The organism is Rhizobium sp. 01T437, assembly GCF_056398505.1.
On record NZ_JBFTPM010000008.1, the window covers coordinates 232,214 to 255,534 of the forward strand.

General features: G+C 60.8%; 21 protein-coding genes and 2 pseudogenes. 17 read left to right on the forward strand and 6 right to left on the reverse strand.

Translation table 11 applies throughout. The features are described 5' to 3' along the window. Positions 1-88: 88 nt before the first annotated feature. Entirely contained in the window at positions 89-1,255 is a 1,167-nt protein-coding gene (gene alr, locus AC1DM5_RS18880; RefSeq protein ID WP_477820199.1) for an alanine racemase, read from the forward strand. Positions 1,256-1,361: 106 nt separating this feature from the next. Here the strand turns inward: alr and AC1DM5_RS18885 are convergent, their stop codons facing one another. Continuing rightward, entirely contained in the window at positions 1,362-1,997 is a 636-nt protein-coding gene (locus AC1DM5_RS18885) for a LysE family translocator (RefSeq protein ID WP_310382840.1), read from the reverse strand. Positions 1,998-2,144: 147 nt separating this feature from the next. Between AC1DM5_RS18885 and radA the strand changes: the two genes are divergently transcribed. The 4 genes from radA to AC1DM5_RS18905 all read left to right on the forward strand — a co-directional run bounded on the left by radA (position 2,145) and on the right by AC1DM5_RS18905 (position 6,797). Then, positions 2,145-3,545 (forward strand): DNA repair protein RadA, encoded by a 1,401-nt coding sequence (gene radA / locus AC1DM5_RS18890; protein ID WP_113184555.1) that lies wholly within the window; start codon positions 2,145-2,147, stop codon positions 3,543-3,545. Positions 3,546-3,634: 89 nt separating this feature from the next. Next, complete coding sequence (locus tag AC1DM5_RS18895) at positions 3,635-4,255, forward strand: CvpA family protein (protein ID WP_007820211.1); 621 nt, start codon at positions 3,635-3,637, stop codon at positions 4,253-4,255. Positions 4,256-4,486: 231 nt separating this feature from the next. Beyond that, the gene (gene purF, locus AC1DM5_RS18900; protein WP_477820200.1) at positions 4,487-5,977 is read left to right on the forward strand and encodes an amidophosphoribosyltransferase; all 1,491 of its coding nucleotides are present in this window, start codon (positions 4,487-4,489) and stop codon (positions 5,975-5,977) included. A 79-nt stretch (positions 5,978-6,056) separates the two neighbouring features. Then, positions 6,057-6,797 (forward strand): SDR family NAD(P)-dependent oxidoreductase, encoded by a 741-nt coding sequence (locus tag AC1DM5_RS18905; RefSeq protein ID WP_477820201.1) that lies wholly within the window; start codon positions 6,057-6,059, stop codon positions 6,795-6,797. 9 nt (positions 6,798-6,806) lie between these two features. Here the strand turns inward: AC1DM5_RS18905 and AC1DM5_RS18910 are convergent, their stop codons facing one another. Continuing rightward, positions 6,807-7,556, reverse strand: a complete 750-nt coding sequence (locus AC1DM5_RS18910) for a glycoside hydrolase family 25 protein (protein WP_477820202.1) — start codon at positions 7,554-7,556, stop codon at positions 6,807-6,809. Between the two features lie 353 nt (positions 7,557-7,909). Between AC1DM5_RS18910 and cysS the strand changes: the two genes are divergently transcribed. From cysS to cimA, 6 genes are read left to right on the forward strand one after another with little or no spacing between them, the layout of a single operon-like run. Then, positions 7,910-9,286 (forward strand): cysteine--tRNA ligase, encoded by a 1,377-nt coding sequence (gene cysS, locus AC1DM5_RS18915; protein WP_477820203.1) that lies wholly within the window; start codon positions 7,910-7,912, stop codon positions 9,284-9,286. Then, positions 9,283-9,759, forward strand: a complete 477-nt coding sequence (locus AC1DM5_RS18920) for a GFA family protein (protein ID WP_477820204.1) — start codon at positions 9,283-9,285, stop codon at positions 9,757-9,759. The genes cysS and AC1DM5_RS18920 overlap by 4 nt, the downstream gene beginning before the upstream one ends. A gap of 8 nt (positions 9,760-9,767) precedes the next feature. Next, positions 9,768-10,244 (forward strand): GFA family protein, encoded by a 477-nt coding sequence (locus AC1DM5_RS18925; protein WP_477820236.1) that lies wholly within the window; start codon positions 9,768-9,770, stop codon positions 10,242-10,244. Beyond that, complete coding sequence (locus AC1DM5_RS18930) at positions 10,241-10,717, forward strand: GFA family protein (RefSeq protein ID WP_113324917.1); 477 nt, start codon at positions 10,241-10,243, stop codon at positions 10,715-10,717. Before AC1DM5_RS18925 ends, AC1DM5_RS18930 begins: the two co-directional genes overlap by 4 nt. After that, positions 10,714-11,673: a prolyl aminopeptidase gene (gene pip, locus AC1DM5_RS18935; RefSeq protein WP_477820205.1), complete on the forward strand. Its 960-nt coding sequence runs from the start codon at positions 10,714-10,716 to the stop codon at positions 11,671-11,673. Before AC1DM5_RS18930 ends, pip begins: the two co-directional genes overlap by 4 nt. Before the next feature lie 27 nt (positions 11,674-11,700). Beyond that, positions 11,701-13,317 carry a citramalate synthase gene (gene cimA, locus AC1DM5_RS18940; RefSeq protein WP_477820206.1) on the forward strand — a complete coding sequence of 539 codons (1,617 nt, stop codon included), beginning with the start codon at positions 11,701-11,703 and terminating at the stop codon, positions 13,315-13,317. 102 nt (positions 13,318-13,419) lie between these two features. Here cimA and AC1DM5_RS18945 read toward each other — a convergent pair whose 3' ends face one another. Next, positions 13,420-14,280, reverse strand: coding sequence for a protein-L-isoaspartate O-methyltransferase family protein (locus tag AC1DM5_RS18945; protein ID WP_477820207.1), 861 nt, complete (start codon positions 14,278-14,280; stop codon positions 13,420-13,422). 113 nt (positions 14,281-14,393) lie between these two features. Here AC1DM5_RS18945 and rarD point away from each other — a divergent pair, with 113 nt between their 5' ends. Next, a complete protein-coding gene (rarD, locus tag AC1DM5_RS18950) occupies positions 14,394-15,308 on the forward strand; it encodes an EamA family transporter RarD (RefSeq protein ID WP_477820208.1) in 915 nt (304 codons plus the stop codon). Between the two features lie 125 nt (positions 15,309-15,433). Here the strand turns inward: rarD and AC1DM5_RS18955 are convergent, their stop codons facing one another. Further along, positions 15,434-16,057: an LOG family protein gene (locus tag AC1DM5_RS18955; protein WP_081493273.1), complete on the reverse strand. Its 624-nt coding sequence runs from the start codon at positions 16,055-16,057 to the stop codon at positions 15,434-15,436. A 156-nt stretch (positions 16,058-16,213) separates the two neighbouring features. Here AC1DM5_RS18955 and AC1DM5_RS18960 point away from each other — a divergent pair, with 156 nt between their 5' ends. The 5 genes and pseudogenes from AC1DM5_RS18960 to AC1DM5_RS18980 all read left to right on the forward strand — a co-directional run bounded on the left by AC1DM5_RS18960 (position 16,214) and on the right by AC1DM5_RS18980 (position 22,300). Next, the gene (locus tag AC1DM5_RS18960) at positions 16,214-18,259 is read left to right on the forward strand and encodes a LysM peptidoglycan-binding domain-containing protein (RefSeq protein WP_477975418.1); all 2,046 of its coding nucleotides are present in this window, start codon (positions 16,214-16,216) and stop codon (positions 18,257-18,259) included. A gap of 163 nt (positions 18,260-18,422) precedes the next feature. Continuing rightward, positions 18,423-20,300 (forward strand): ABCB family ABC transporter ATP-binding protein/permease, encoded by a 1,878-nt coding sequence (locus tag AC1DM5_RS18965; protein WP_477975420.1) that lies wholly within the window; start codon positions 18,423-18,425, stop codon positions 20,298-20,300. A 133-nt stretch (positions 20,301-20,433) separates the two neighbouring features. Further along, positions 20,434-21,135, forward strand: a pseudogene (locus AC1DM5_RS18970) (phosphatidylserine decarboxylase); the annotation flags it as partial. Positions 21,136-21,153: 18 nt separating this feature from the next. Next, a complete protein-coding gene (gene pssA, locus AC1DM5_RS18975; protein WP_477820211.1) occupies positions 21,154-21,999 on the forward strand; it encodes a CDP-diacylglycerol--serine O-phosphatidyltransferase in 846 nt (281 codons plus the stop codon). Between the two features lie 166 nt (positions 22,000-22,165). Then, entirely contained in the window at positions 22,166-22,300 is a 135-nt protein-coding gene (locus AC1DM5_RS18980; RefSeq protein ID WP_018115574.1) for a hypothetical protein, read from the forward strand. Here AC1DM5_RS18980 and AC1DM5_RS18985 read toward each other — a convergent pair. Continuing rightward, positions 22,297-22,435: pseudogene (locus tag AC1DM5_RS18985) on the reverse strand (amino acid transporter); the annotation flags it as partial. The gene AC1DM5_RS18980 and the pseudogene AC1DM5_RS18985 sit on opposite strands and share 4 nt — an antisense overlap. Before the next feature lie 52 nt (positions 22,436-22,487). Next, positions 22,488-23,252 carry an SOS response-associated peptidase gene (locus AC1DM5_RS18990; protein WP_477820212.1) on the reverse strand — a complete coding sequence of 255 codons (765 nt, stop codon included), beginning with the start codon at positions 23,250-23,252 and terminating at the stop codon, positions 22,488-22,490. Positions 23,253-23,321 lie beyond the last annotated feature (69 nt).

Genomic DNA, 23,321 nt, shown 5'->3' on the forward strand with positions numbered 1-23,321 from the left:
TGGTATGTGACCGCCCGTGCTTTCTCTTTGCCACAATGCTCTCTAGAGTACTGGCAGCATTTTCCTTTCCCTTTCATTGCGGCGATTCATGACTGATTTTTCCATCCCCTTCGAAGACGACGACCTTTTCGCCTCCGCCGGCCTGCGGCTGACCGTCGATCTGACGGCGCTGACCGACAACTGGCGGGATATGGCGCGCCGCTCCGGAAAGGCGCGCACGGCCGCTGTCGTCAAGGCGGATGCCTATGGGATGGGGATCGAGGATGCCGGCGAAGCGCTCTATCTTGCCGGCGCACGGGATTTCTTCGTCGCTACCGTCGATGAAGGTGTCACGCTGCGCATGTTTGCGCCGGAGGCACGCATCTTCGTGCTTGCCGGCATCTGGCCAGGCACCGAGCGGCGTTTCTTCGAAAACGATCTTGTGCCGATCATCTCCTCGGAAGAGCAGCTTGCCTTCTGGATGGCGGTGCTTGCCGATTATGGCGATTATCCGTGCGCGCTGCATATCGATACCGGCTTCAACAGGCTCGGCCTGACGGTGGACGAGGCGATTGCGCTTGCCAACGACGTGTCGCGGCCGGCGAGTTTCGCTCCCGTTCTCGTCATGAGCCATCTTGCCTGCGGCGACGATCAGTCCTCTGCGATGAACAAGCAGCAGCTTGAATCATTCCGCACGGTTAGCGCCGCCTATGAAGGTATCGATTCAAGCCTTGCTGCCTCCGGCGGCATCTTCCTGGGGGATGATTATCACTTCGATCTCACCCGGCCGGGCATCGCGCTCTATGGCGGGCAGGCCGTCAATGGCATCGCAAACCCGATGCGGCCGGTGGCAACTGCCGAGGCGCGTATCATCCAGATCCGCACGGTCAAGGCTGGCGAATCCGTCAGCTATGGGCGGGCGCTGCAGCTGACGCGCGACAGCCGGCTGGCGATCGTCTCGGCCGGTTACGCCGATGGCTATATGCGCAGCCTGTCGAGTGGCGGCGTGCCGCTGCGCGAGGTCGTGCCGCAGGGTGGACAGGGTTTTGTTGCCGGCCAGAAGGTGCCGGTCGCCGGTCGTATCACCATGGACCAGACGATCTTCGACGTGACCGACCTGCCTGAAAATGCTGTCCGTGCCGGCGACTATATCGAACTTTTCGGCAAGAATGTCCTCGTCGACGATGCGGCGAAGGCGGCGGGTACGATCGGCTATGAGATGCTGACCAGCATTGGCCTGCGCCACGAGCGCAAGTACGAAATGGACGAGGAATAGTCTCTACAGCATCGGCCCGAAAATCGGAACCGATTTTCGGAAAGCCTGATGCGTAGATTCAAAGAGTTAGAGCGTCCTTTGTGCGTCCGAATGGACGCACGGCGCTCTAGCGTGTCGTGAGCGCGAGGCGGACACCAAGCGCCACGAAGAGCGCGCCGAGGCCGCGGTCGAGCCACAGACCGATTTTCGTATTGTTCTTGAAGAGATCGGCAAGGCGGCCTCCGGCCAGGATCAGCGGCGGCTCGATGAAAAAGGCCACCACAATGATCAGGCCACCGTGAACGGCAAGCTGCAGCCATGCTGGACCTGCCCCCTCGACGACGAATTGCGGCAGGAAGGCAAGGAAGAAGATCGCTACCTTCGGATTGAGCAGCGAGACCAATACGCCCTGTCGATAGATCCGCCGCCAGCCGAGCGTTTCGCCTGCCGCCCGCACGAAGCCGCCCTCGCCTTTCGAGCGCAGCGCCTGGATGCCGAGCCAGACGAGATAGATCGCGCCCACCCATTTGACGGTGGAGAAGGCGATTGCCGAGGCGGCAAGGATCGCCGACAGGCCGAAGGCGGCGAGAAGCACATGGATGCAGGCGCCGGTCCAGATGCCGAAGACGGCCGAGAAGCCGGCCCGTGTGCCGCTCTTCATCGTGTGGCCGAGGATGAAGGCCATGTCAGGACCGGGCGAGATGTTCAAAAGAACCGCCGCGGTAAAGAAACCGATCCAGTGAGCGAGCGAATAATCGAGCATGATGCACTCCGTGACAGACTGGCAATGTCTGCCACCTCGGTCGCTGATGGGAAAATCATTAGTTTTGATCGGTGCTGGAAGCCATTATCTAGGGCAAAACTCCGATTCGGGCGCTTGCCGCGCCCCCTTACCCGAAAGTAGTCATTGATGGCCAAGGCCAGAACACAATTCATCTGCCAGAGTTGCGGCGCGGTGCATAACCGCTGGGCCGGCAAATGCGAAAATTGCGGCGAGTGGAACACCATCGTCGAGGAAGACCCGATGGGCGGCATCGGCGGCGGGCCCGCCAAGACGCCGAAGAAGGGCCGACCAGTTGCCCTGACGGCGCTCTCCGGCGAGATCGAGGAAGCGCCGCGCATCCATACAGGCATTTCCGAACTCGACCGGGTGACCGGCGGCGGCTTCGTGCGCGGCTCGGCGGTGCTCGTCGGCGGCGATCCCGGCATCGGCAAGTCGACGCTGCTGATGCAGGGAGCTGCGGCGCTTTCGCGTCGCGGGCACCGAATCATCTATGTCTCCGGCGAAGAGGCGGTGGCGCAGGTGCGGCTGCGCGCGCAGCGGCTCCATGCCGCCGATACGGATGTGCTGCTGGCGGCGGAAACCAATGTCGAGGACATTCTTGCGACGCTGGCGGAGGGCAAACGCCCTGATCTCGTCATCATCGATTCTATCCAGACACTCTGGAGCGAGCTTGCCGAATCTGCGCCGGGCACAGTCACCCAAGTGCGTACCGGCGTGCAGGCGATGATCCGCTTTGCCAAGCAGACGGGTGCGGCCATGGTGCTCGTTGGCCATGTGACCAAGGACGGCCAGATCGCCGGTCCGCGCGTCGTCGAGCACATGGTCGATGCCGTGCTCTACTTCGAGGGCGATCGCGGGCACCATTACCGTATCCTGCGCACCGTGAAGAACCGCTTCGGACCGACTGACGAGATCGGCGTCTTCGAAATGTCGGACAAGGGTCTTCGTGAAGTCGCCAATCCATCCGAACTCTTCCTCGGCGAGCGCAATTCAAAATCGCCGGGTGCTGCCGTGTTTGCGGGCATGGAAGGCACGCGACCCGTGCTCGTCGAGGTACAGGCGCTGGTCGCGCCGACCTCGCTCGGCACACCGCGGCGCGCGGTCGTCGGCTGGGACTCTGCGCGCCTGTCCATGATCCTTGCTGTGCTGGAGGCCCATTGCGGCGTACGGCTCGGCCAGCATGACGTCTATCTCAACATTGCCGGTGGCTTCCGAATCTCCGAGCCAGCGGCCGATCTGGCCGTCGCCTCGGCCCTCGTTTCCTCGCTTGCCGGTATTGCCCTTCCGGCCGATTGCGTCTATTTCGGCGAAGTCAGCCTGTCGGGCGCCGTCCGGCCTGTTGCGCAAACCGCTCAGCGCCTTAAAGAAGCCGAAAAGCTGGGGTTCTCGGCAGCTCTGCTACCGTCCGGTTCCGTCGATCTGCCGAAGGGCAGCGGCCGCTGGAGCGAGATCGAGAGCCTGCCGGATCTGGTCGCGCGCATTGCAGGGTCGAAAGGGGCGTTGCAGCGTGTGGAAGAAGACGTTTGATCCTTCATCACCGATAGCGGGAATGCTATAGGATCAGCCAAACAAGGCGCGACGCGGCCCGCAAGGCGGCAGTCTGGAGTGGAATTTATATGCCCATTACGATTTTCGACGGTATTGTCATCGGCGTCGTGCTCTTCTCCGCCGTTCTGGCAATGGTCCGCGGCTTTTCGCGCGAAGTCCTTTCGATCGCGAGCTGGGGCGGCTCAGCCGCTGCCGCCTACTACCTCTACCCCTATCTCGTGCCTTATGCGAAGCGATACACGGATGATGACCGCATCGCGATCGTTGGTTCAGCTGCCGTCGTCTTCCTCATCGCGCTGATCGTCATCTCCTTCATTACCATGAAGGTCGCCGATTTCATCATCGACAGCCGCATTGGTGCACTCGACCGCACTTTGGGCTTCCTCTTCGGTGCTGCGCGCGGCATACTTCTACTCGTCGTCGCCGTTGCCTTCTGGAACTGGCTGGTTGATGCCGATCATCGCCCGTCCTGGGTCAACAATGCCAAATCGAAGCCGTTCCTGGATTCTCTCGTCGTTCGCCTGCAGGCGGTCCTGCCGGATGAATTCGCGCAGATGATCCAGAAGAGCATCACCGAGAAGCTTGGTGGCGCGCGCACGACGGAAGAAAATGCGCCGGCCAACGATCAGGCTCCGGCAGAAGACGCAGCACCCGCGCCTAACAATGGCGCACAGCAGCCATCGAATTGACGCAGTGTTCACTAGCTTGACCCGCGGCCTGGCAATTGCCATTTGAGCGGGACGTAAGATCAAAGGTCCGGCCGGGCATTTCGCTCTGCCGGGCCTCAGCCGTTTCAGAGCTGGTGAACGGGCTTTGAGGCAGGTGTTATTCAGCATGAACTTATCGGAAAGCAGCATTTTTTCCGGTATCATGCTACTGGAAAAGCCGATCCATTCTTGTGAGAGCAGAGGCCCGCAGAAATGAACCAGTCCCATTCCTTCCCGATTGACGATCCGCTCGACGGAGATACGCTGCATGAAGAATGCGGTGTTTTCGGAATTCTGGGACATCCCGATGCGGCAGCGCTGACGGCGCTTGGCTTGCATGCGCTTCAGCATCGCGGGCAGGAAGCGGCCGGTATCGTTTCCTTCGACGGCAAGCGTTTCCACCAGGAACGCCATATGGGCCTTGTCGGCGACCACTATACCAATCCGATGACGCTCGCCCGCCTGCCCGGCACCATATCAATGGGCCACACGCGCTATTCGACAACAGGCGAAGTGGCGATGCGCAACGTGCAGCCACTCTTTGCCGAGCTGGAAGAAGGCGGCATCGCCATTGCCCATAACGGCAATTTCACCAACGGCCTGACGCTGCGCCGCCAGATCATCGCAACCGGCGCCATCTGTCAGTCGACATCCGATACCGAAGTCGTCCTCCATCTCATCGCCCGTTCCCGCCACACCTCCACAACCGATCGCTTCATCGATGCCATCCGCCAAATGGAAGGCGGCTATTCGATGCTCGCCATGACGCGCACGAAGCTGATTGCCGCGCGCGACCCCACCGGCATCCGCCCGCTGGTCATGGGCGAACTCGACGGCAAGCCGATCTTCTGCTCGGAAACCTGCGCTCTCGACATTATCGGCGCCAAGTTCATCCGCGACGTGGAGAATGGCGAAGTCGTCATCTGCGAAATCCAGCCCGACGGCTCGATCAGCATCGATGCGCGCAAGCCCAGCAAGCCGCAGCCGGAACGGCTCTGCCTGTTCGAATATGTCTATTTCGCCCGTCCGGATTCGGTCGTCGGCGGCCGCAACGTCTATACGACGCGCAAGAGCATGGGCATGAACCTTGCCAAAGAATCGCCTGTCGACGCCGACGTGATCGTGCCTGTTCCCGATGGCGGCACGCCTGCAGCGCTCGGCTATGCGCAGGCAAGCGGCATTCCCTTCGAATACGGTATCATCCGCAACCACTATGTCGGCCGTACCTTCATCGAGCCGACACAGCAAATCCGCGCCTTTGGCGTGAAGCTGAAGCACTCCGCCAACCGGGCGATGATCGAAGGCAAGCGCGTGGTGCTGGTGGATGATTCCATCGTGCGCGGCACGACCTCGCTGAAGATCGTGCAGATGATCCGTGAAGCCGGCGCAAAGGAAGTGCATATCCGCGTCGCGAGCCCGATGATCTTCTTCCCGGATTTCTACGGCATCGATACGCCTGACGCCGATAAGCTCTTGGCAAACCAGTATGCCGATGTCGAAGCCATGGCCAAATATATCGGCGCGGATTCGCTGGCCTTCCTGTCGATCAACGGCCTCTATCGCGCCGTCGGCGGTGAAGACCGCAACAATGCTCGCCCGCAGTTCACCGACCACTACTTCACCGGTGACTATCCGACCCGCCTGCTCGACAAGAATGGCGAGTCCATGGGCAACAAGATTTCCATGCTTGCCAGCAACGGCTGAGCCGCTTCCGCTTTGACTTTCCTATCTGGGGCGCCTATTGCGCCCCTTACCTTTTCAAGCACATCCGGAACCGGGGCAGATGAACATCAATCTTGAAGGCAAGATCGCGCTGGTAACAGGCGCATCGCGCGGCATCGGCTATTTCACGGCACTCGAACTCGCCAAGGCCGGCGCGCATGTGATTGCCTGCGCCCGCACGGTCGGTGGCCTGGAAGAGCTCGACGATGCCATCAAGGCCGTGGGTGGCTCCGCGACGCTGGTTCCCTTCGATCTCGCCGATATGGAAGCGATCGACCGCCTCGGCGGCTCGATCTTCGAGCGCTGGGGCAAGCTCGATATTCTCGTCGCCAATGCCGGCGTGCTCGGCGTCATCTCGCCGATCGGCCATATCGAGGCGAAGGTCTTCGAGAAGGTCATGAACATCAACGTGAATGCCACCTGGCGTCTCATCCGCTCGGTCGATCCGCTGCTGACACGCTCGGATGCCGGCCGCGCCGTCATCATGTCCTCGGGCGCTGCCCACAAATGCCGCCCCTTCTGGAGCGCCTATTCGGCCTCCAAGGCGGCTGTCGAGGCGCTTGCCCGCACCTGGGCAGGCGAGACGCAATCGACGCCGCTTCGCATCACCAGCGTCGATCCGGGTGCCACGCGCACTGCCATGCGCGCGCAGGCGGTTCCCGGTGAAGATCCGATGAGCCTCCCGCATCCTTCCGAAGTGGCGAAAGCAATCCTTCCCTTACTCGGGCCCGGCGTGACCGAGACCGGCAAGCTGTTCATCGTGCGCGAGAACAAGCTGGTGGATTACCAGCTGCCGGAATAGCCGGACGCTTCAATTCGCTGCAGCGGTCGCGAACAGATGAGCGAAACCTGTCTCCGACGCGCACAACGCGTTAAGATCGACCGGTCCCTGGATACCGTCCAAGGTGCCGTTATCGGCGAATTGCCAGATTGACCAGTGACTGCATTCTTCCTGCCTAGGCTCCTTGAAGACGCTTCGAAGCCACAGGTAATGGTCGGGGAACCGTGATTCATTGCCTTTCAGATATTGATCAAAGAACTCCTGAGTGACGTAAAAAATGGGCTTCTCGGGAAAGGTGCCTTTCAACTCGATGAAGAACGCGTTCACCTCGGCAGCCATTTCCTCGAGCGTTGGAATCTTGTTGCAGTTGCCGACAAACTCCAGATCGACTGCAATAGGCAGGGTCCCCGGCTCCTTTGACACCGTCGCCAGGACATTCTGCGCCTGATCCTTGCCCGGGCGACAGAAGGTGAAGAAATGATACGCACCCCTTACCAGTCCGGCATCCCCGGCACGCTGCCAATTCTCGGCAAATTTGGAATCCCGGTGATCTCCGCCTTCGGTCGCCTTCATGATCGCGAAGCGGACATTCGCTTGCGACGCGACAGTCTTCCAATCGATATCGCCTTGATGGTGGCTGACATCGATACCCTGGATCGGATAGCGGCTTAGAGACGGATTGTTGAAGCGAAGCATACCGAAATCATAGGCGAAATATGCGGCGGACGCGATTGTCAGAATTGCGGTCGCTCCTATTGTCCATCGTGTCGCTCTCCTCACCCAATCCCCCTATTTTCACCGGTTTCGCAATTGGCTATGCAAGATTTTCGTCTTGAAAATGACCAAAAATCTTAAAGCAAGCACGCCCCCTTTACTGGATGTCCATCGCTGCCATCGATTCACGAGATGGATAGCTCCGGTTGCCCGCGGGATCGTTGCTCGCCCTCTTGACCAAACTCCGATCCCGCGCCATAAAACGCGTCATGAAAACGGTTACCTGCATTATTTGCCGGAAGATTATTCGCTAGCCCAAAGCTGGCCTGGCCGTTTTCGTCTCCCAAATGTCCAAGATGCGAAACGCCCCGGCCTGCCGGTGGTGGTATTTTTCTGCATATGCATTTTAGGAGAGTGAAATGGGCGGCACGCCGGAACTGAAGCTGTACAATACGCTGACGCGGGAGAAATCGGTCTTTTCGCCGATCGATGCCGAAAACGTCCGCATGTATGTGTGCGGCCCGACGGTCTATGATTACGCCCATATCGGCAATGCGCGACCGGTCATCGTCTTCGACGTGCTGTTCCGCCTGCTGCGCCATGTCTATGGCGAAAGCCATGTCACCTATGCGCGTAACATCACCGATGTCGATGACAAGATCAACGCGCGGGCGCTGCGCGACTATCCGGGCCTGCCGCTGAATGCGGCGATCCGGGCGGTGACGGAAAAGACCGAGAAGCAGTTTCTTGACGATGCCTTGGCACTCGGCTCGCTCGAGCCGACGGTGCAGCCGCGCGCCACCGACAATATCGCTGAAATGATCGAGATCATCGAGCGGCTGATTGCGCGCGGCCATGCCTATCAGGCATCAGGCGAGGTACTGTTCGACACCAAGTCGATGGCCGATTACGGCCAGCTTTCGAAGCGCAATCTCGATGAACAGCAGGCGGGCGCCCGCGTCGCCGTCGATGCGCACAAGAAGAGCCCCGGCGACTTCGTCCTCTGGAAACTGTCTGACGACAACGAGCCCGGCTGGGAAAGCCCGTGGGGTCGAGGCCGCCCGGGCTGGCATATCGAGTGCTCGGCCATGAGCGGGCGCTATCTCGGCGATGTCTTCGATATCCATGGCGGTGGGCTGGACCTGATCTTCCCACATCATGAGAACGAGATCGCCCAGTCACGTTGCGCCCATGGCACCGACGTGATGGCGAATGTCTGGATGCATAACGGCTTCCTGCAGGTCGAAGGCCGCAAGATGTCGAAGTCCGAAGGCAATTTCGTCACCATCTACGAGTTGCTGCACACGGAGACATTCGCCGGCCGCCAATGGCCTGGCGAAGTGCTGCGCCTTGCGATGCTGATGACGCATTACCGCGAGCCGATCGACTTCTCGGTCAAGCGGCTGGAGGAGGCCGAGCGCCTGCTTGCCAAATGGCCGGCTGCCGAACCCGGCGATGCCAAGCCGGATGAGACCGTGCTGAATGCGCTCGCCGACGATCTCAATACGGTCGCGGCAGTGCAGGCGCTGCATGCGCTCGCCCAGTCCGGCAACGCCGCCGTCTTCGCCGCCAGTGCGGCTCTGCTCGGCGTGCTACCGAAGAAGACCGAGATCGACGAGGCGGTGGCCGCGGAAATCGATGCACGGGTCAAGGCGCGGCTGGAGCTCCTGAAGGCGAAGAATTTCGCGGAGGCCGACAAGATCCGTGACATCCTCGCCGCCGAGGGCATCCAGCTCAAGGATGGCAAGCATGCCGAAACGGGCGAGCGGGTGACGACGTGGGAGGTGAAGAAATGAACACCTATACCGGCGGATGCCAATGCGGAGCCGTCCGTTTCCGGGCGCGCGGCACCCCTCATCACGCTTCCATCTGTCATTGCCGCATGTGCCAGAAGGCGTTCGGCGCCTATTATGCGCCGCTGGTGTCCGTGCGGGAGATGGAATTCGAGTGGACCAGGGGACAGCGGAAGACCTTCCGGTCCTCGAATTTCGTCAACCGCGGTTTCTGTAGTGATTGCGGCACGCCGCTGACTTATGAAGCGCCTGACGGTATGGCGGTTGCGGCTGGCGCGTTTGACGATCCCTCGGCCTTTCCGCCGAGCATGCAATGGGGCGTGGAGGCCAAGATCGGCTTCGTCGACCACCTGTATGAACTGCCGGGAGCACGAAGCGAGGACGATCTGGAGGCGGACTCCTTCCTTCACCAGCTCGTCTCCTACCAGCATCCAGACCATGATACGCCGGTCTGGCCGTCGGAGGATCACGCTTGACGACAAAGATGGGACTGACCGGCGGATGCCAGTGCGGCGCGGTTCGTTACCGGGCGAGCGGCGAACTCGGCTATCCGCATATCTGCCACTGCCGCATGTGCCAGAAGGCCGCCGGCAATTATTTCCTGCCGCTTGCAGGGGTGATGCGGGTCGATTTCGAGCTGACGCGCGGCGAGCCGAAATGGTTCCACTCCTCCGGTCTCGTGCGGCGCGGCTTTTGCGGCGACTGCGGCACGCCGCTTTTCTACGATATTCCCGATGCTGACTCCATCAATATCGCGCTCGGCTCGCTAGATGATCCGCAAGCTGTAAAGCCCGTCATGCAATCCAATCTCGACAGCAAAATGGTCTGGTTTCATGCGCTCGATGGCTTGCCTGTCGAACCGGAACCGGAAACAACCGATCGTGAGGACAGGATCGCGGCGAGCAATCACCAGCATCCCGACCACGATACATCCCACTGGCCTTCAGGAGCTCATCCATGACCGAAACGACAAGAACAGGCGGCTGCCAATGCGGCGCCGTGCGCTTCCGCATCACAGGAAAGCTCGGACGCCCGTCCATCTGCCATTGCCGCATGTGCCAGAAGCAGTTCGGCGGCTTCTTTTCAGCACTGGTGACGGCGCCAGAAGAAGGCATGGAGTGGACGCGCGGCGAACCCACCTATTTCCAGTCCTCGGTCAATATCGAGCGTGGCTTCTGCCGGGATTGCGGTACGCCGATGACCTATCGTCATCCGGGTGGGCTGGAGCTTGCGATCGGCACATTCGACGACCGCAGCGATCTCGCCCCGCAGATCCAGGTCAACTACGATGCCCGCCTGCCCTGGGTCGAGACGATCTTTGACGCGCCTGTTCATAAGGACCCGGATTTCTATTCCCGGCAGGAGGCGATCATTTCCTTCCAGCATCCCGACCATGATACCGCCGTCTGGCCGGCGAAAGGCGTGAAGATATGACCGAAGTGCTGCGCACGCTTTATCCTGAGATCGAACCCTATGCTTCCGGCCATCTCGATGTCGGCGATGGCCACGTGATCTATTGGGAGCGCTGCGGCACGCCGGGCGCCAAGCCGGCGGTCTTCCTGCATGGCGGCCCGGGCGGCGGCATTTCGCCTGCGCATCGCCGCGTGTTCGACCCGAAGCTCTATGACGTCCTGCTGTTCGACCAGCGCGGCTGTGGCAAGTCGACCCCGCATGCGAGCCTCGAAGCCAATACGACCTGGCATCTCGTTGCCGATATCGAGCGGCTGCGCGAGATGGCCGGCGTCGACAAATGGCAGGTCTTCGGCGGTTCCTGGGGCTCCACGCTGGCGCTTGCCTATGCCGAGAAACATCCGGAACGGGTTTCCGAACTCGTCGTTCGCGGCATCTACACGCTGACACGGGCCGAACTCGACTGGTACTATCAGTTCGGCGTCTCCGAGATGTTTCCGGACAAGTGGGAGCGCTTTGTTGCACCCATCCCGCCTGAAGAACGCCATGAGATGATGCTTGCCTATAACCGCCGGCTTACCGGTCCGGACCGGGCCGTAGCGCTGAAGGCCGCGCAGGCCTGGAGTATCTGGGAAGGCGAGACGATTACGCTGCTGCCGGAGAAATCGACCAGCGGCAAGTTCGAGGAAGCCGAGTTCGCCTATGCCTTTGCGCGCATCGAGAACCACTTCTTCGTCCATGCCGGATGGATGGAGGAAGGCCAGCTGCTGCGCGATGCCCACAAGCTGAAGGATATTCCCGGCGTCATCGTGCACGGGCGTTACGACATGCCCTGCCCGGCCAAATATGCCTGGCTGCTGCACAAGGCATGGCCGAAGGCCGAATTCCACCTGATCGAGGGTGCGGGCCATGCCTTTTCGGAGCCCGGTATTCTCGACCAGCTGATCCGGGCGACGGACCGGTTCGCAGGAAAACAATAAAGGCCGCAAGCGGCGACAGGAAACACCATGACACGCGAAAGAATCTACCTCTTCGATACGACGCTCCGGGACGGGCAGCAGACGCCCGGCATCGACTTTTCCGTCGAGGACAAGATTGCGATTGCAAGCATGCTGGACGAGTTCGGGCTCGACTACGTCGAGGGCGGTTATCCGGGTGCGAACCCGACCGATACCGCCTTCTTCGCCGAGAAGCGCACGAACCAGGCCTCCTTCGTCGCCTTCGGCATGACGAAACGCCCCGGTGTTTCCGCCTCCAACGATCCGGGTATTGCCGGCCTGCTGCAGGCGCGCAGCGACGCCGTCTGTTTCGTCGCCAAGAGCTGGGATTACCACGTGCAGGTGGCGCTCGGCTGCACCAACGAGGAAAACCTCGAATGCATCGCCGAAAGCGTGAAAGCCGCCGTTGCCGCCGGCAAGGAAGCGCTGGTCGACTGCGAGCATTTCTTCGACGGCTACAAGGCCAATCCGGAATATGCGCTCGCCTGCGCGAGGACAGCCTATGAGAACGGCGCGCGCTGGGTGGTGCTCTGCGACACCAATGGCGGCACGCAGCCGCCAGAAGTGCGCGCCATCGTCGAGGCCGTGATTGCTTTCGGCGTGCCGGGGCACTGTCTCGGCATCCATGCGCATAACGATACCGGCCAGGCGGTCGCCAATTCGCTCGCCGCCGTCGAGGCGGGCGTACGCCAGATCCAGGGCACGCTGAACGGCGTCGGAGAGCGCTGCGGCAATGCCAATCTGGTGACATTGATCCCGACATTGGCGCTGAAGAGCGCCTATAACACACGTTTCGAAACGGTGATCGATGCGGAGCGGCTGACCAATCTCACCCGCCTGTCGCATGCCTTCGACGAACTGCTCAACCGCTCACCGGATCATCAGATGCCCTATGTCGGCGCCTCTGCCTTTGCCACGAAGGCCGGCATCCACGCCTCGGCGCTGCTGAAGGATCCGCGCACTTACGAACACGTGCCGCCGGAAAGTGTCGGTAATTTCCGCAAGGTCATGGTCTCTGATCAGGGCGGGAAGGCGAATTTCATCAATGCGCTGAGGCGGCGCGGCATCGATGTCGCCAAGGACGATCCGAAGCTCGATCTCTTGATCTCCATCGTCAAGGAGCGCGAGGCATCCGGCTATGCCTATGAAGGTGCCGATGCGAGCTTCGAGCTTCTGGCGCGGCGCACCATGGGCACCATTCCGAACTTCTTCACGATCGACGGTTTCCGGGTGATGATCGAACGGCGCTTCGATTCCCACGGCCGCATCAAGATCGTCTCCGAAGCCGTCGTGAAGATCGCCATCGACGGCCAGACGCTGATGTCGGTTGCGGAAGCGGAAGGCCCGGTCAATGCGCTCGACCTCGCGCTGCGCAAGGATTTCGGCAAGTATCAGCATGAGATCGACGATCTCGTGCTCGCCGATTTCAAGGTGCGTATCCTCAATGGCGGCACGGAGGCCATCACCCGCGTTCTCATCGAGTCCACCGATTCCAGCGGCGTGCGCTGGTGGACGGTCGGCGTGTCCGAAAATATCATCGACGCCTCGTTCCAGGCGCTGATGGATTCGGTCATCTACAAGCTGATGAAGAACCGGCAGCTCGCCGGCAAGATCGCCGCAGAGTGAGCTAAAGCAATTCCAGCAAAAGTGTGCAGCGGTTTTGCGTCCGGAATTACGTGAAAATAAAGAGATAGAGCATTTCCGTGTTTCGAAGAAAACGGAAATGCTCTATAGGAGGCCCCAGTCCTCCTCCGAATACCATTCATCTTCCTGCTTCAGCTCTTTCCAGCGCAGCCGCGTAACCCTTCCCATGCCGCCCTGCCGAAAAGTGGAGTCCAGCACCCTGTAGGTCTCTATCGTGCCGGTCGCGCCATGGCCCCAGACGAAGACGGTGGGGCTCAAATAACGGGCGCGATAGTGCTCGGGCGTGCGCTGAATCAGGAAGAAGCCGCCGCGCGCGCTGCGTGGCCGCAAATTGTCGTTGCCGTCCCTCGAGGGAGCGCAGAGCGGAAAGATCAGCCTGCCGCCGATGGCGAGATTGTCGACCCAGGCTTCAGCCGGCCTATGGACCCCGAAATTGACGTAGATCGCGTCGGTCGGCGACTGCGGCCATTCCAGGCCGTTGCCGCAGACAACCTCGACATTGCCATAGGGGGCCAGGTTGGCAGCGGCGCGGGCGGCGAGATCCCGGTCATATTCGATCGCCGCGACATGGCCGCCGCTGCCCACCAGATGCGACAGCATGGCGGTGTAATAACCGCCGCCGACGCCGATGTGGCAGGCTGTATCGCCGGGTTGAGGTGCCAGCCAGTGGAGGCCGAGCGCATGAAGCGAGGGGCTGCCGTTGTTGACCTGCCTTCCCTCCTGCAGCGCAATCAGAACATCCTGATAGAGGATGACGGGATCGGTCGACGGCATATCCTGATAGCCGGTCCCGTTTGCCATGCGCCACGGCGGTGGGTCCAGGAAATCCTCACGTGGCACTGTGGCAAAGGCCTGTCGCAGCCGCTCGTCGCCCACGATACCCATCTTCGCCAGCATTTGAGTGGCATACGCTTGCCGGCAAATCGCCAGTTCCGTTTCGTCCATGCTTGCCTCCCGCGTTGCCAGGCGCATGCAGATCCATTCACTGAAATGAATTGGCCTATTCACGCCGCTTAAGCTAATCCGGATCAGAAACAGAACAAAGATGGAAACACCCGATGTCTGCCGATGCAAGCGCCCCCCTCATCAAGAACGAAGACAGTCCACGCGGCTTTGCCTTCGCGCTGACGGCCTATCTTCTGTGGGGCTTCCTGCCGATCTACATGAAGGCTCTTGCGCATATTTCACCTGCCGAAGTCATCGCCCACCGTATCGTCTGGTCGCTGCCGCTCGCCGGCATCGTGCTTCTAGTGCTGGGGCGCACCCAGGATATCGCCATTGCGCTGCGTTCACCGCGCATGCTCGCCATGGCAATGATGACCGCGGCGCTGATCACCGTGAACTGGGGCACCTATGTCTGGGCGATCGGCGCCGGCCATTCGCTCGATGCAGCCATGGGCTATTTCATCAATCCGCTCTTCAGCATCTTCCTCGGCGCCGTGCTGCTCAAGGAAAAGCTGCAGCCGATGCAGATCGCGGCGATCTGCCTTGCCGGCCTTGCGGTCGTGGTACTCGCCTTCGATAGCGGCGGCATTCCCTGGGTGGCGCTGACGCTGGCGATCAGCTGGGGCTTCTATGCGCTGTTTCGCAAGACGTTGCCGCTCGGGCCGAACCAGGGCTTCTTCCTGGAAGTGCTGATCCTCAGCCTGCCAGCCTTGCTCTATATCCTCTACCTGGAATTCGTCAGCGGAGAAGGGCATCTGTACCGCACGAGCCTTAGCGATACCGCCCTGCTGCTTGGCTGCGGACTGATCACCGCCGTACCGCTGATGATCTATGCAAACGGCGCCAAGCTGCTGAAGCTTTCGACCATCGGGATCATGCAATATATCGCGCCGACCATGATCTTCCTCATCGCCGTTTTCGGCTTCGGGGAAGAGCTGGATACGGCGCGCATGATCGCCTTCCCGCTGATCTGGGCCGGCCTGTTCTTCTACAGCTGGTCTATGTTGAGGACGACGCGCGGACGTTAAGCCGCGGTTGTCTGCACGCAATTCCCGACGCAAAACCGCTGCACGCTTTTGCTGGATTGCCTTGTTTTCCCCGCAATTCCGAACGCAAAACCGCTACGCACTTTTGCTGGAATTGCTTTGGCGACTTACATCTTCGAGATCACGTCATCCTCGCCGTCACGGTCGGCGGCAAGCTCTGCCGCCTGCGCCATGATGGCCGGGATGATGCCCGATATCTCGTCGATGACCAGCGGCTGCACGCGATGGGCGGTGTGCAGGAAGCCCTCGCCCGTCATGTGGCGCAGAAGCTCCATCATCGGATCCCAGAAGCCGTTGATGTTGGCGAAGACCATCGGCTTTTCGTGACGGCCGAGCTGCGCCCAGGTCATGATCTCGACGATCTCTTCCAGCGTGCCGATACCACCCGGCAAGGCCACGAAGGCATCCGAGCGCTCGAACATCGTGTGTTTGCGCGCATGCATGTCAGGGGTTACAATAAGCTCGTTGAGTTGGCCGAGCGAATGGCGAGTCGCCTCCATATCGATCAGGAACTCGGGAATGATGCCCGTCACCTGACCGCCGTTGGATAGGGTCCCGCTGGCCACAGCACCCATGATGCCCTTAGTGCCACCGCCGTAGATGAGGCGAAGGCCATATTCCGCGATCTCTTTTCCGAGTGCGCGGCCGGCAGCCATATGGGAAGGATCGCGTCCCGGCCGAGAGCCGCAGTAAACGCAAATGGATCGAATCGGTACAGATTGTTCGGTCATAAGGGAAAAACAACTATTCCATTTCAATGCAGTCAAGAAAATTGACTGAAAAGCGGCTTCCGGAGCTTGCCTATTTGCTTTGAATGCTTGTGCAAAGCAACGGGAATCGCTAGCAATTTCTGAATACTACGGCAATTTGCCGCCTTTGGAGACGGAATGATGAAAAACCGTGCCGGCTTGCTGGCCCTCGCAGTGCTCGTAATCGCAATCATACTGATGGTGTTTTTCGTCATGCCCCGGCTCGGCTCTGATGTGGCGAAGGTTGGTGACGCCATCAACCAGGCCGGCACCGAGGTCAACAACACGGTTAACGAAGCGTCTAAGACTTCTCGCTCCGCTGCCGCGGATGCCACAGAGGCCGCCCAGAAGATCGGCAGCCTCACTGCCGATGCCGTGCGGTCCCTCTCCGGCCTGAAGGCGCTGTTTGCGGACGGCAAGGTGCCCGCTGCCGATGCGCTTGCAGGCGCCAAGACTGCCGCCGTGAATACGCTGACCACGATCGTCGATTTCACTGCCCCTGAAGGTCTCGACACCACCACCGCGAGCCTCGTCTCCAAGGCCAAGGACGGTGCGGGCAAGGCGCGCGACATCATCCAGAATCTCACTGAAAATGCCACCGACGCATTGGCCGCCCTGGCACGGGCCGAAGCCGCGCTGACCGGTGCGCCAGAGCCAGCCGGCCAGCCGGCCGCAGCCAATAACCAGACTGCTCCCACAGCCGATACCGCTGCCAGCACCGGCCCGAAGATCCCGGCATTCGACGTGCTGCGTGTCGAGCCGGATGGTTCGACCGTCATTGCCGGCTCAGCAGAGCCGCATGGCAAGCTGGAAGTGCTCGACGGCGACAAGGTGGTCGTGACAACCGATGTCGACGGCACCGGTGATTTTGCTGTCGTTCTCGACAACCCGCTTCCAGCCGGCGACCACCAGCTCGTGCTGAAGGTAACCGGCAAGGATGGCAAGACCACGCTGTCTGAAGAAGTTGCAACCGTTTCCGTGCCGAATGATGGCAGCGGCAGCGAGTTGCTCGCCATGGTTTCCAAGCCGGGCACGGCAAGCCGCATCATCACCGCGCCGAAGGCTGAAATCGCCAGCGCCCAGCCGCCGGCTGCTGACAACACGCAGCCTGCCCCTAATAGTGGTGCTCCGAGCGACCAGGTCGCGATGCAGACGCCGAATATGCCCGTGACATCTGGTGATGTGGGCAAAACAGCACCTCCTCTTCCTGGCACTCAGCAGGGCACAGAGGCTGTTGCGGATGTGGTGATCACTGCCGTGGAGATCGAAGGCAACAAGATCTTCGTGGCCGGCACGGCGCGCGCCAATGCCAAGGTTATCGGTTACGCCGATGATGCGCTGATCGGCCAGGATAAGGCGGAGCCGGATGGTCACTTCGTTATCAGCGGCGCGATGGACCTCCCGGTCGGCGATCACAAGATCCGCGTCGATGTCGTCGATGGGACGGGCAAGGTCCTCATCCGCGCGACCGTCAATTTCAACCGTCCTGAAGGCGATCAGGTAACGGTTGCCGCGCAGTCCGGCAGTAATGCCAATGTCAATCAGGCGACGGTGCCGCTCGATGAGGGCCAGCTCGGCAAGCTCAAGGGCGATGCCACGAAGGCCTTCGGCCTGCTGAAGGGCCTGTTCGCCGACGGCAAGGTGCCGGGTGCCGAGCAGCTTGCGGCAGCCCGCTCGGCCACCGAGTTCGCGCTGCGCTCTCTCGTCGACTTCCGTCCGGGCATCGATGCGACCGACGCCTTCAAGCAGGCATCGGCTTCCGCCTCACAGGTTGCGGCGAATGCGCTGACAGTGTTGCAGAGCCTGCCGAAGGATGCCAAGTCGGTCGGCGCGGCACTCGACAAGCTCGGCTCGATCATCGCCGAACTGACGGCTCCCGGCGCCAATGTCGCGCCGATGCCCTCAAACGAGGTATCGGACGCCAGCCAGCCGAAGACGATCGAGCAGGCGCCGCTGACGGCGAACAACAACGCGGTCATCATTCGCCGTGGCGATACGCTCTGGCAGATCTCCCGGCGTACCTATGGCCTTGGTGTGCGCTATACGACGATCTACATCGCCAATGAGGACAAGATCCTCAATCCGGACCGCATCCGTCCGGGCCAGGTCTTCGGCCTGCCGAAGGATGCGCTTCCGAATGCCGAGGAGCTGCACCGCAAGCGGCTCTCGGGCGGGCATCTCTAAATCAAAAAAACGGCGGCCCATCGGCCGCCGTTTTCGTTAGGACCGGCGCGCAACACCTCGCCTATAAAATCCCTGCCAATGTTGTAATCCGCCAGCCGGTGGCATATCTCGCGGGAGCGGCGACAAGCCGCGGCGATAGCGGCCCGCCGGGCTGGAGAAAAGCATGGCAAACGGCAAGACAGTTTCAGACTCCAACCTGTTGGGAACGCTCTACAATCTCTGGCCCTATATGTGGCCGAAGGATAGGTCGGATTTGAGGATGCGGGTCGTATGGGCCTCGGTCTACCTGCTGATCTCGAAGTTCGTCCTGCTGCTGGTGCCCTATTTCTTCAAGTGGTCCACCGATGCGCTGAACGGCAGGATGGACCTGCAGGGCACGCTGCCGCCGCTGCTGATCGGCGTTACCGCCCTCGTCATTGCCTATAACCTGACGCGCCTCATCCAGCTCGGCCTCAACCAGCTCAGAGACTCGCTCTTTGCCAGCGTCGGCCAATATGCGGTGCGCCAGCTTGCCTACCGCACCTTCGTGCATATGCATGAGCTTTCCCTGCGCTTCCATCTGGAGCGCAAGACGGGCGGGCTTTCGCGCATCATCGAGCGCGGCACCAAGGGCATCGAAACGATCGTGCGTTTCACGATCCTGAACTCGATCCCGACGGTCATAGAATTCCTGCTGACGGCGGCGATTTTCTGGTGGGGTTACGGCTTCTCCTATCTCGCCGTCACCGCCTTCACCGTCTGGGCCTATATCTGGTTCACGATCCGCGCTTCCGATTGGCGTATCTCTATCCGCCGGGCGATGAACGACAGCGATACGGACGCCAATACCAAGGCGATCGACTCGCTCCTCAATTTCGAGACCGTCAAATATTTCGGCAATGAAGAGATGGAGGCCAAGCGCTTCGACAAGTCGATGGAGCGTTATGAGAAGGCGGCAACCGACGTCTGGACCTCGCTCGGCTGGCTGAACTTCGGCCAGGGCGTGATCTTCGGCATCGGCACGACGATCATGCTCGTCCTCTCGGCCTGGTCGGTGCAGAGCGGCGAACATACGATCGGCGATTTCGTTTTCGTCAATTCCATGCTGCTGCAGCTTTCCGTGCCGCTGAACTTCATCGGTTTTGTCTATCGCGAAATCCGCCAGGGGCTGATCGATATCGAGCAGATGTTCGATCTTCTGGAAGTGAAGGCCGAAGTGCTGGACGCGCCTGACGCGAAGGATCTTGCCATCGCCCAGGGCGCCATCTCCTTCAAGGACGTGCATTTCGCCTATGATGCGGCCCGGCCGATCCTGAAGGGCATTTCCTTCGAGGTGCCGGCGGGCAAAACAGTTGCCGTCGTCGGGCCCTCGGGTGCCGGCAAATCGACACTGTCGCGCCTGCTCTATCGCTTCTACGATATCCAGAGCGGTTCCATCACCGTCGACAGGCAGGACATCCGCACGATCACGCAGAAGAGCCTGCGCTCGGTGATCGGCATGGTGCCGCAGGATACGGTGCTGTTCAACGACACCGTCGCCTATAACATCCGCTATGGCCGCCCTTCGGCCAGTGAAGCCGAGGTGAAGCAGGCGGCTGAAATCGCCCAGATCGGGCATTTCATCGAAATGCTGCCGGAGGGTTTCGAAACCAAGGTCGGCGAACGCGGGCTGAAGCTTTCAGGCGGTGAAAAGCAGCGCGTGGCGATCGCCCGCACCATCCTGAAGGCCCCGCCGATCCTGATCCTCGACGAGGCGACTTCGGCGCTCGACACGACGACGGAGCGGGAAATCCAGACGGCACTCGATGTCGTTTCCAAGAACCGCACGACGCTGGTCATCGCCCACCGCCTGTCTACCGTGATTGGTGCCGACGAGATCATCGTTCTGAAGAGCGGTGAGATTGCCGAGCGCGGCACGCATGCGGCTCTTCTCGAACAAAACGGCCTCTATGCCTCGATGTGGAGCCGCCAGCGCGAAGCGACACAGGCCGAAGAGCATCTCAAGCAGGTTCGCGAGAGCGACGAGCTCGGCATCGTCAACCGGCTGGCGCCGGCGAGCTAGCGCCGTAAACGGGCGAGATCGTCCGTTTTGTTGTTCAGAACCGACGCGCCGGACGCGGCCTGAGATCCGCGCCATTGCTCCTCAGGTCGTTTTTCTGTAACCAGCGGATACGAAAAACGACAGGAGACCGGCATTCATGAGCTTGTTCGATACGGTTCGCAACACGATCGTTCCGGTGCACAAGGAGGGTTACCCCTTCGTCGCCGCCTTCTTCGTCGCGTCGCTCGTATTGGGCTGGATCTTCAAGCCGCTCTTCTGGATCGGCCTCATCCTGACGCTCTGGTGCGCCTATTTCTTCCGTGATCCCGAACGCGTAACGCCGCAGGACGATGATCTCGTCATTTCGCCGGCCGACGGTAAGGTCTCTTCGATCCAGATGGTCACGCCGCCCGCCGAGCTGAACCTCGGCAACGAACCGATGCTGCGCATCTCCGTCTTCATGAACGTCTTCAACTGCCATGTGAACCGCGCGCCGATGCGCGGCCGCATCGTCAGCATCAATTACCGCCCCGGCACCTTCGTGAATGCCGAGCTCGACAAGGCGAGTGAAGAGAATGAGCGCAACGGCCTCGTGATCGAGACCCACCACGGCCAGATCGGCGTGGTGCAGATCGCCGGCCTCGTGGCACGGCGTATCCTCTGCTTCTCGCATGCCAATGAACCTCTCGATGCCGGCGAGCGTTTCGGCCTCATTCGCTTCGGTTCGCGCCTCGATGTCTTCCTGCCGGTGGGTGCCGCACCGCGCGTCTCGCTCGGTCAGACGGCGGTTGCCGGCGAGACGGTCATCGCCGAATTCGCCTCGACTAAGGGTCCGGTCATCAGCCGCCGCAGCTAATTTTCAGGAGAGCGCGATATGGAAACACCCTTTCCGCCCTTCGAACCGAACGGCCCGAACGACGATTCGGCCCGCGGGCCGCGCCTGCGCGAGATTCCGATCCGGCTCGTCGTTCCGAACCTCATCACCATCCTTGCCATCTGCGCCGGTCTGACCGGCATCCGGCTTGCCTTCGAAGGTCGCTATGAGCTGGCTGTCGCCATGGTGCTCGTCGCCGCTTTCCTCGACGGCATCGACGGCCGCGTGGCGCGACTGATGAAGGCCACGTCGAAATTCGGCGCGCAGATGGATTCGCTTGCCGATATCGTCAATTTCGGCGTCGCCCCTGCCCTCGTGGTCTATGTCTATGCACTTGACGCGGCGCGTTCGCTGGGCTGGATCGCCGCGCTCATCTACACGATCGCCGCCGGCCTCAGGCTGGCGCGCTTCAACGTGATGTCGGAGCGCGAGAACCGTGCGCCCTGGCAATCGGAATATTTCGTCGGAGTGCCGGCCCCGGCCGGCGCGATGCTGGTGCTTCTGCCTGTCTATCTCGGCTTCCTCGGCCTCACCACCGACCGGACCTTCGCCTTTCTCTCCTCGGGTTACACGGTCCTCATCGCCTTCCTGCTCATCAGCCGTCTGCCTGTCTGGTCCGGTAAATCCGAAAGCCGGATGCGGCGTGATCTCGTGCTGCCGGCCATGCTCGGTGTCGTGATCTACGTCGCGCTGCTGATGAGCTTTACCTGGGAAGTGATGGTCTTCACCGTCTGCGCCTACCTCATTTCGCTGCCCTTCGGCGCGCGAAAGTGGAAGCGCAAATATGGCACGCTGACAATCCAGGAACCCGGTATCGGCGAGGACGACATCGGTCGCCACATCTGAGCATCTACTTTATTAAGTAAGTATTAACGAACGCAGGCTTCGGTTAAGCCTCGCGAATTATGGTCTGTGTTTACATTTCCTGATAGGCGGTGCCTCGCTTTTGTCGCTATTAAAGACAAAAGAACAAGACAGATAAAATTCTAGAGAAACACGTAAGGAGAGTATCGTGACCTCGAAGAAGTCGGAACAGCAGCAGGCAGCCAAGCCGGATCTCGCGACCAACTACCGCCCGCTCGGCCTCAAGGCCGTGGCTGCGGCCTCGATGATGGCAAAGCCGGCACCGGTCAAGAAACTCGCCTAAGCGGGCGCGAAGAAGCGCACGAGCAGGCTGATTGACAGCGGGCTCATGACCATGCCGGATACTGACATCCAGAACCCGCCATGCGGCGGGTCTGGCAAAAATGGGCTGAAAGAGACGCGCCTCTTGGCCAAAGCCGGCTGGCAGAGATCACCGGGTTTTCCATTCAACAGGATGGCGGCTTCGGGTTTCAAAAGAAGCTGAGCTGGCCGTCGTCAGATGTTTTCTTCTGCGGTGGCTTCGGCACCTTTTCGAGGGGCACTGGATCCTGCAGATCCGGCCCCATATTGGCGACCTTGTTGACCTTGTCGGAGACCGGGATCGCCTCGAAGAAATCCTCCTGGACCGGCTGCATGAGGTCGACGACCTCGCGCGGCTCCTGCGTCTTGCAGTCCAACCAGCGGGAAAAATCCTCAGGCTGGATCACGACGGGCATGCGGTCGTGGATCGAAGAGATCGCGCTGTTGGCCTTGGTTGTCAGGATAGCGCCGGTATCGACCTCAGACCCATCGGCCGAGGACCATGTCTCCATGAGGCCGGCAAAAGCGATAACGCCGCCGCGGCGCGGCCGGATCCAATAGGCCTGTGCCTTCTCGCCGCTTTCCTTTGAGGGGCGATGCCATTCATAAAAGCCGGAGGCCGGAATGAGGATGCGGCGATGGCGCATGGCGGCGCGGAACGAGGCTTTGCCGATTGCGGTCTCCGAGCGCGCATTGATCAGCAGCGGAAATTCCTTGGGATCCTTGACCCAGCCCGGCGTGAAACCCCAGCGCACCAGAAGCGCCCGGCGATCCGGCAGGTTGCTGCCCGGTTCCTGCCCCTCGCCCGCGATGACGACGAGGATCGGCTGCGTCGGCGCAATATTGTAGCGCGCCGGAAAGCCTTCCAGCTCGGCAAGGCTGAAAGCTTCGGCGATATCCTTGACCACTTCTGTCAGGGCAAAACGTCCGCACATAGGGATGTCTTTGCATCGTGCCCGACATCGGTCAAGACGGTTTGCCCTCAAGCAATTCCGAATGGGAGG

Bases quoted from the DNA above. Each gene is read 5' to 3' on its own strand.
- pssA (WP_477820211.1), top strand. From the start codon at position 21,154: ATGGAAACACCCTTTCCGCCCTTCGAACCGAACGGCCCGAACGACGAT.
- AC1DM5_RS18930 (WP_113324917.1), top strand. From the start codon at position 10,241: ATGACCGAAACGACAAGAACAGGCGGCTGCCAATGCGGCGCCGTGCGC.
- AC1DM5_RS18920 (WP_477820204.1), top strand. From the start codon at position 9,283: ATGAACACCTATACCGGCGGATGCCAATGCGGAGCCGTCCGTTTCCGG.
- AC1DM5_RS18955 (WP_081493273.1), bottom strand. From the start codon at position 16,057: ATGACCGAACAATCTGTACCGATTCGATCCATTTGCGTTTACTGCGGC.
- rarD (WP_477820208.1), top strand. From the start codon at position 14,394: ATGTCTGCCGATGCAAGCGCCCCCCTCATCAAGAACGAAGACAGTCCA.
- AC1DM5_RS18960 (WP_477975418.1), top strand. From the start codon at position 16,214: ATGATGAAAAACCGTGCCGGCTTGCTGGCCCTCGCAGTGCTCGTAATC.
- AC1DM5_RS18990 (WP_477820212.1), bottom strand. From the start codon at position 23,252: ATGTGCGGACGTTTTGCCCTGACAGAAGTGGTCAAGGATATCGCCGAA.
- AC1DM5_RS18885 (WP_310382840.1), bottom strand. From the start codon at position 1,997: ATGCTCGATTATTCGCTCGCTCACTGGATCGGTTTCTTTACCGCGGCG.
- purF (WP_477820200.1), top strand. From the start codon at position 4,487: ATGAACCAGTCCCATTCCTTCCCGATTGACGATCCGCTCGACGGAGAT.
- cimA (WP_477820206.1), top strand. From the start codon at position 11,701: ATGACACGCGAAAGAATCTACCTCTTCGATACGACGCTCCGGGACGGG.
- AC1DM5_RS18965 (WP_477975420.1), top strand. From the start codon at position 18,423: ATGGCAAACGGCAAGACAGTTTCAGACTCCAACCTGTTGGGAACGCTC.
- AC1DM5_RS18905 (WP_477820201.1), top strand. From the start codon at position 6,057: ATGAACATCAATCTTGAAGGCAAGATCGCGCTGGTAACAGGCGCATCG.
- AC1DM5_RS18925 (WP_477820236.1), top strand. From the start codon at position 9,768: ATGGGACTGACCGGCGGATGCCAGTGCGGCGCGGTTCGTTACCGGGCG.
- cysS (WP_477820203.1), top strand. From the start codon at position 7,910: ATGGGCGGCACGCCGGAACTGAAGCTGTACAATACGCTGACGCGGGAG.
- alr (WP_477820199.1), top strand. From the start codon at position 89: ATGACTGATTTTTCCATCCCCTTCGAAGACGACGACCTTTTCGCCTCC.
- radA (WP_113184555.1), top strand. From the start codon at position 2,145: ATGGCCAAGGCCAGAACACAATTCATCTGCCAGAGTTGCGGCGCGGTG.
- AC1DM5_RS18895 (WP_007820211.1), top strand. From the start codon at position 3,635: ATGCCCATTACGATTTTCGACGGTATTGTCATCGGCGTCGTGCTCTTC.
- pip (WP_477820205.1), top strand. From the start codon at position 10,714: ATGACCGAAGTGCTGCGCACGCTTTATCCTGAGATCGAACCCTATGCT.
- AC1DM5_RS18945 (WP_477820207.1), bottom strand. From the start codon at position 14,280: ATGGACGAAACGGAACTGGCGATTTGCCGGCAAGCGTATGCCACTCAA.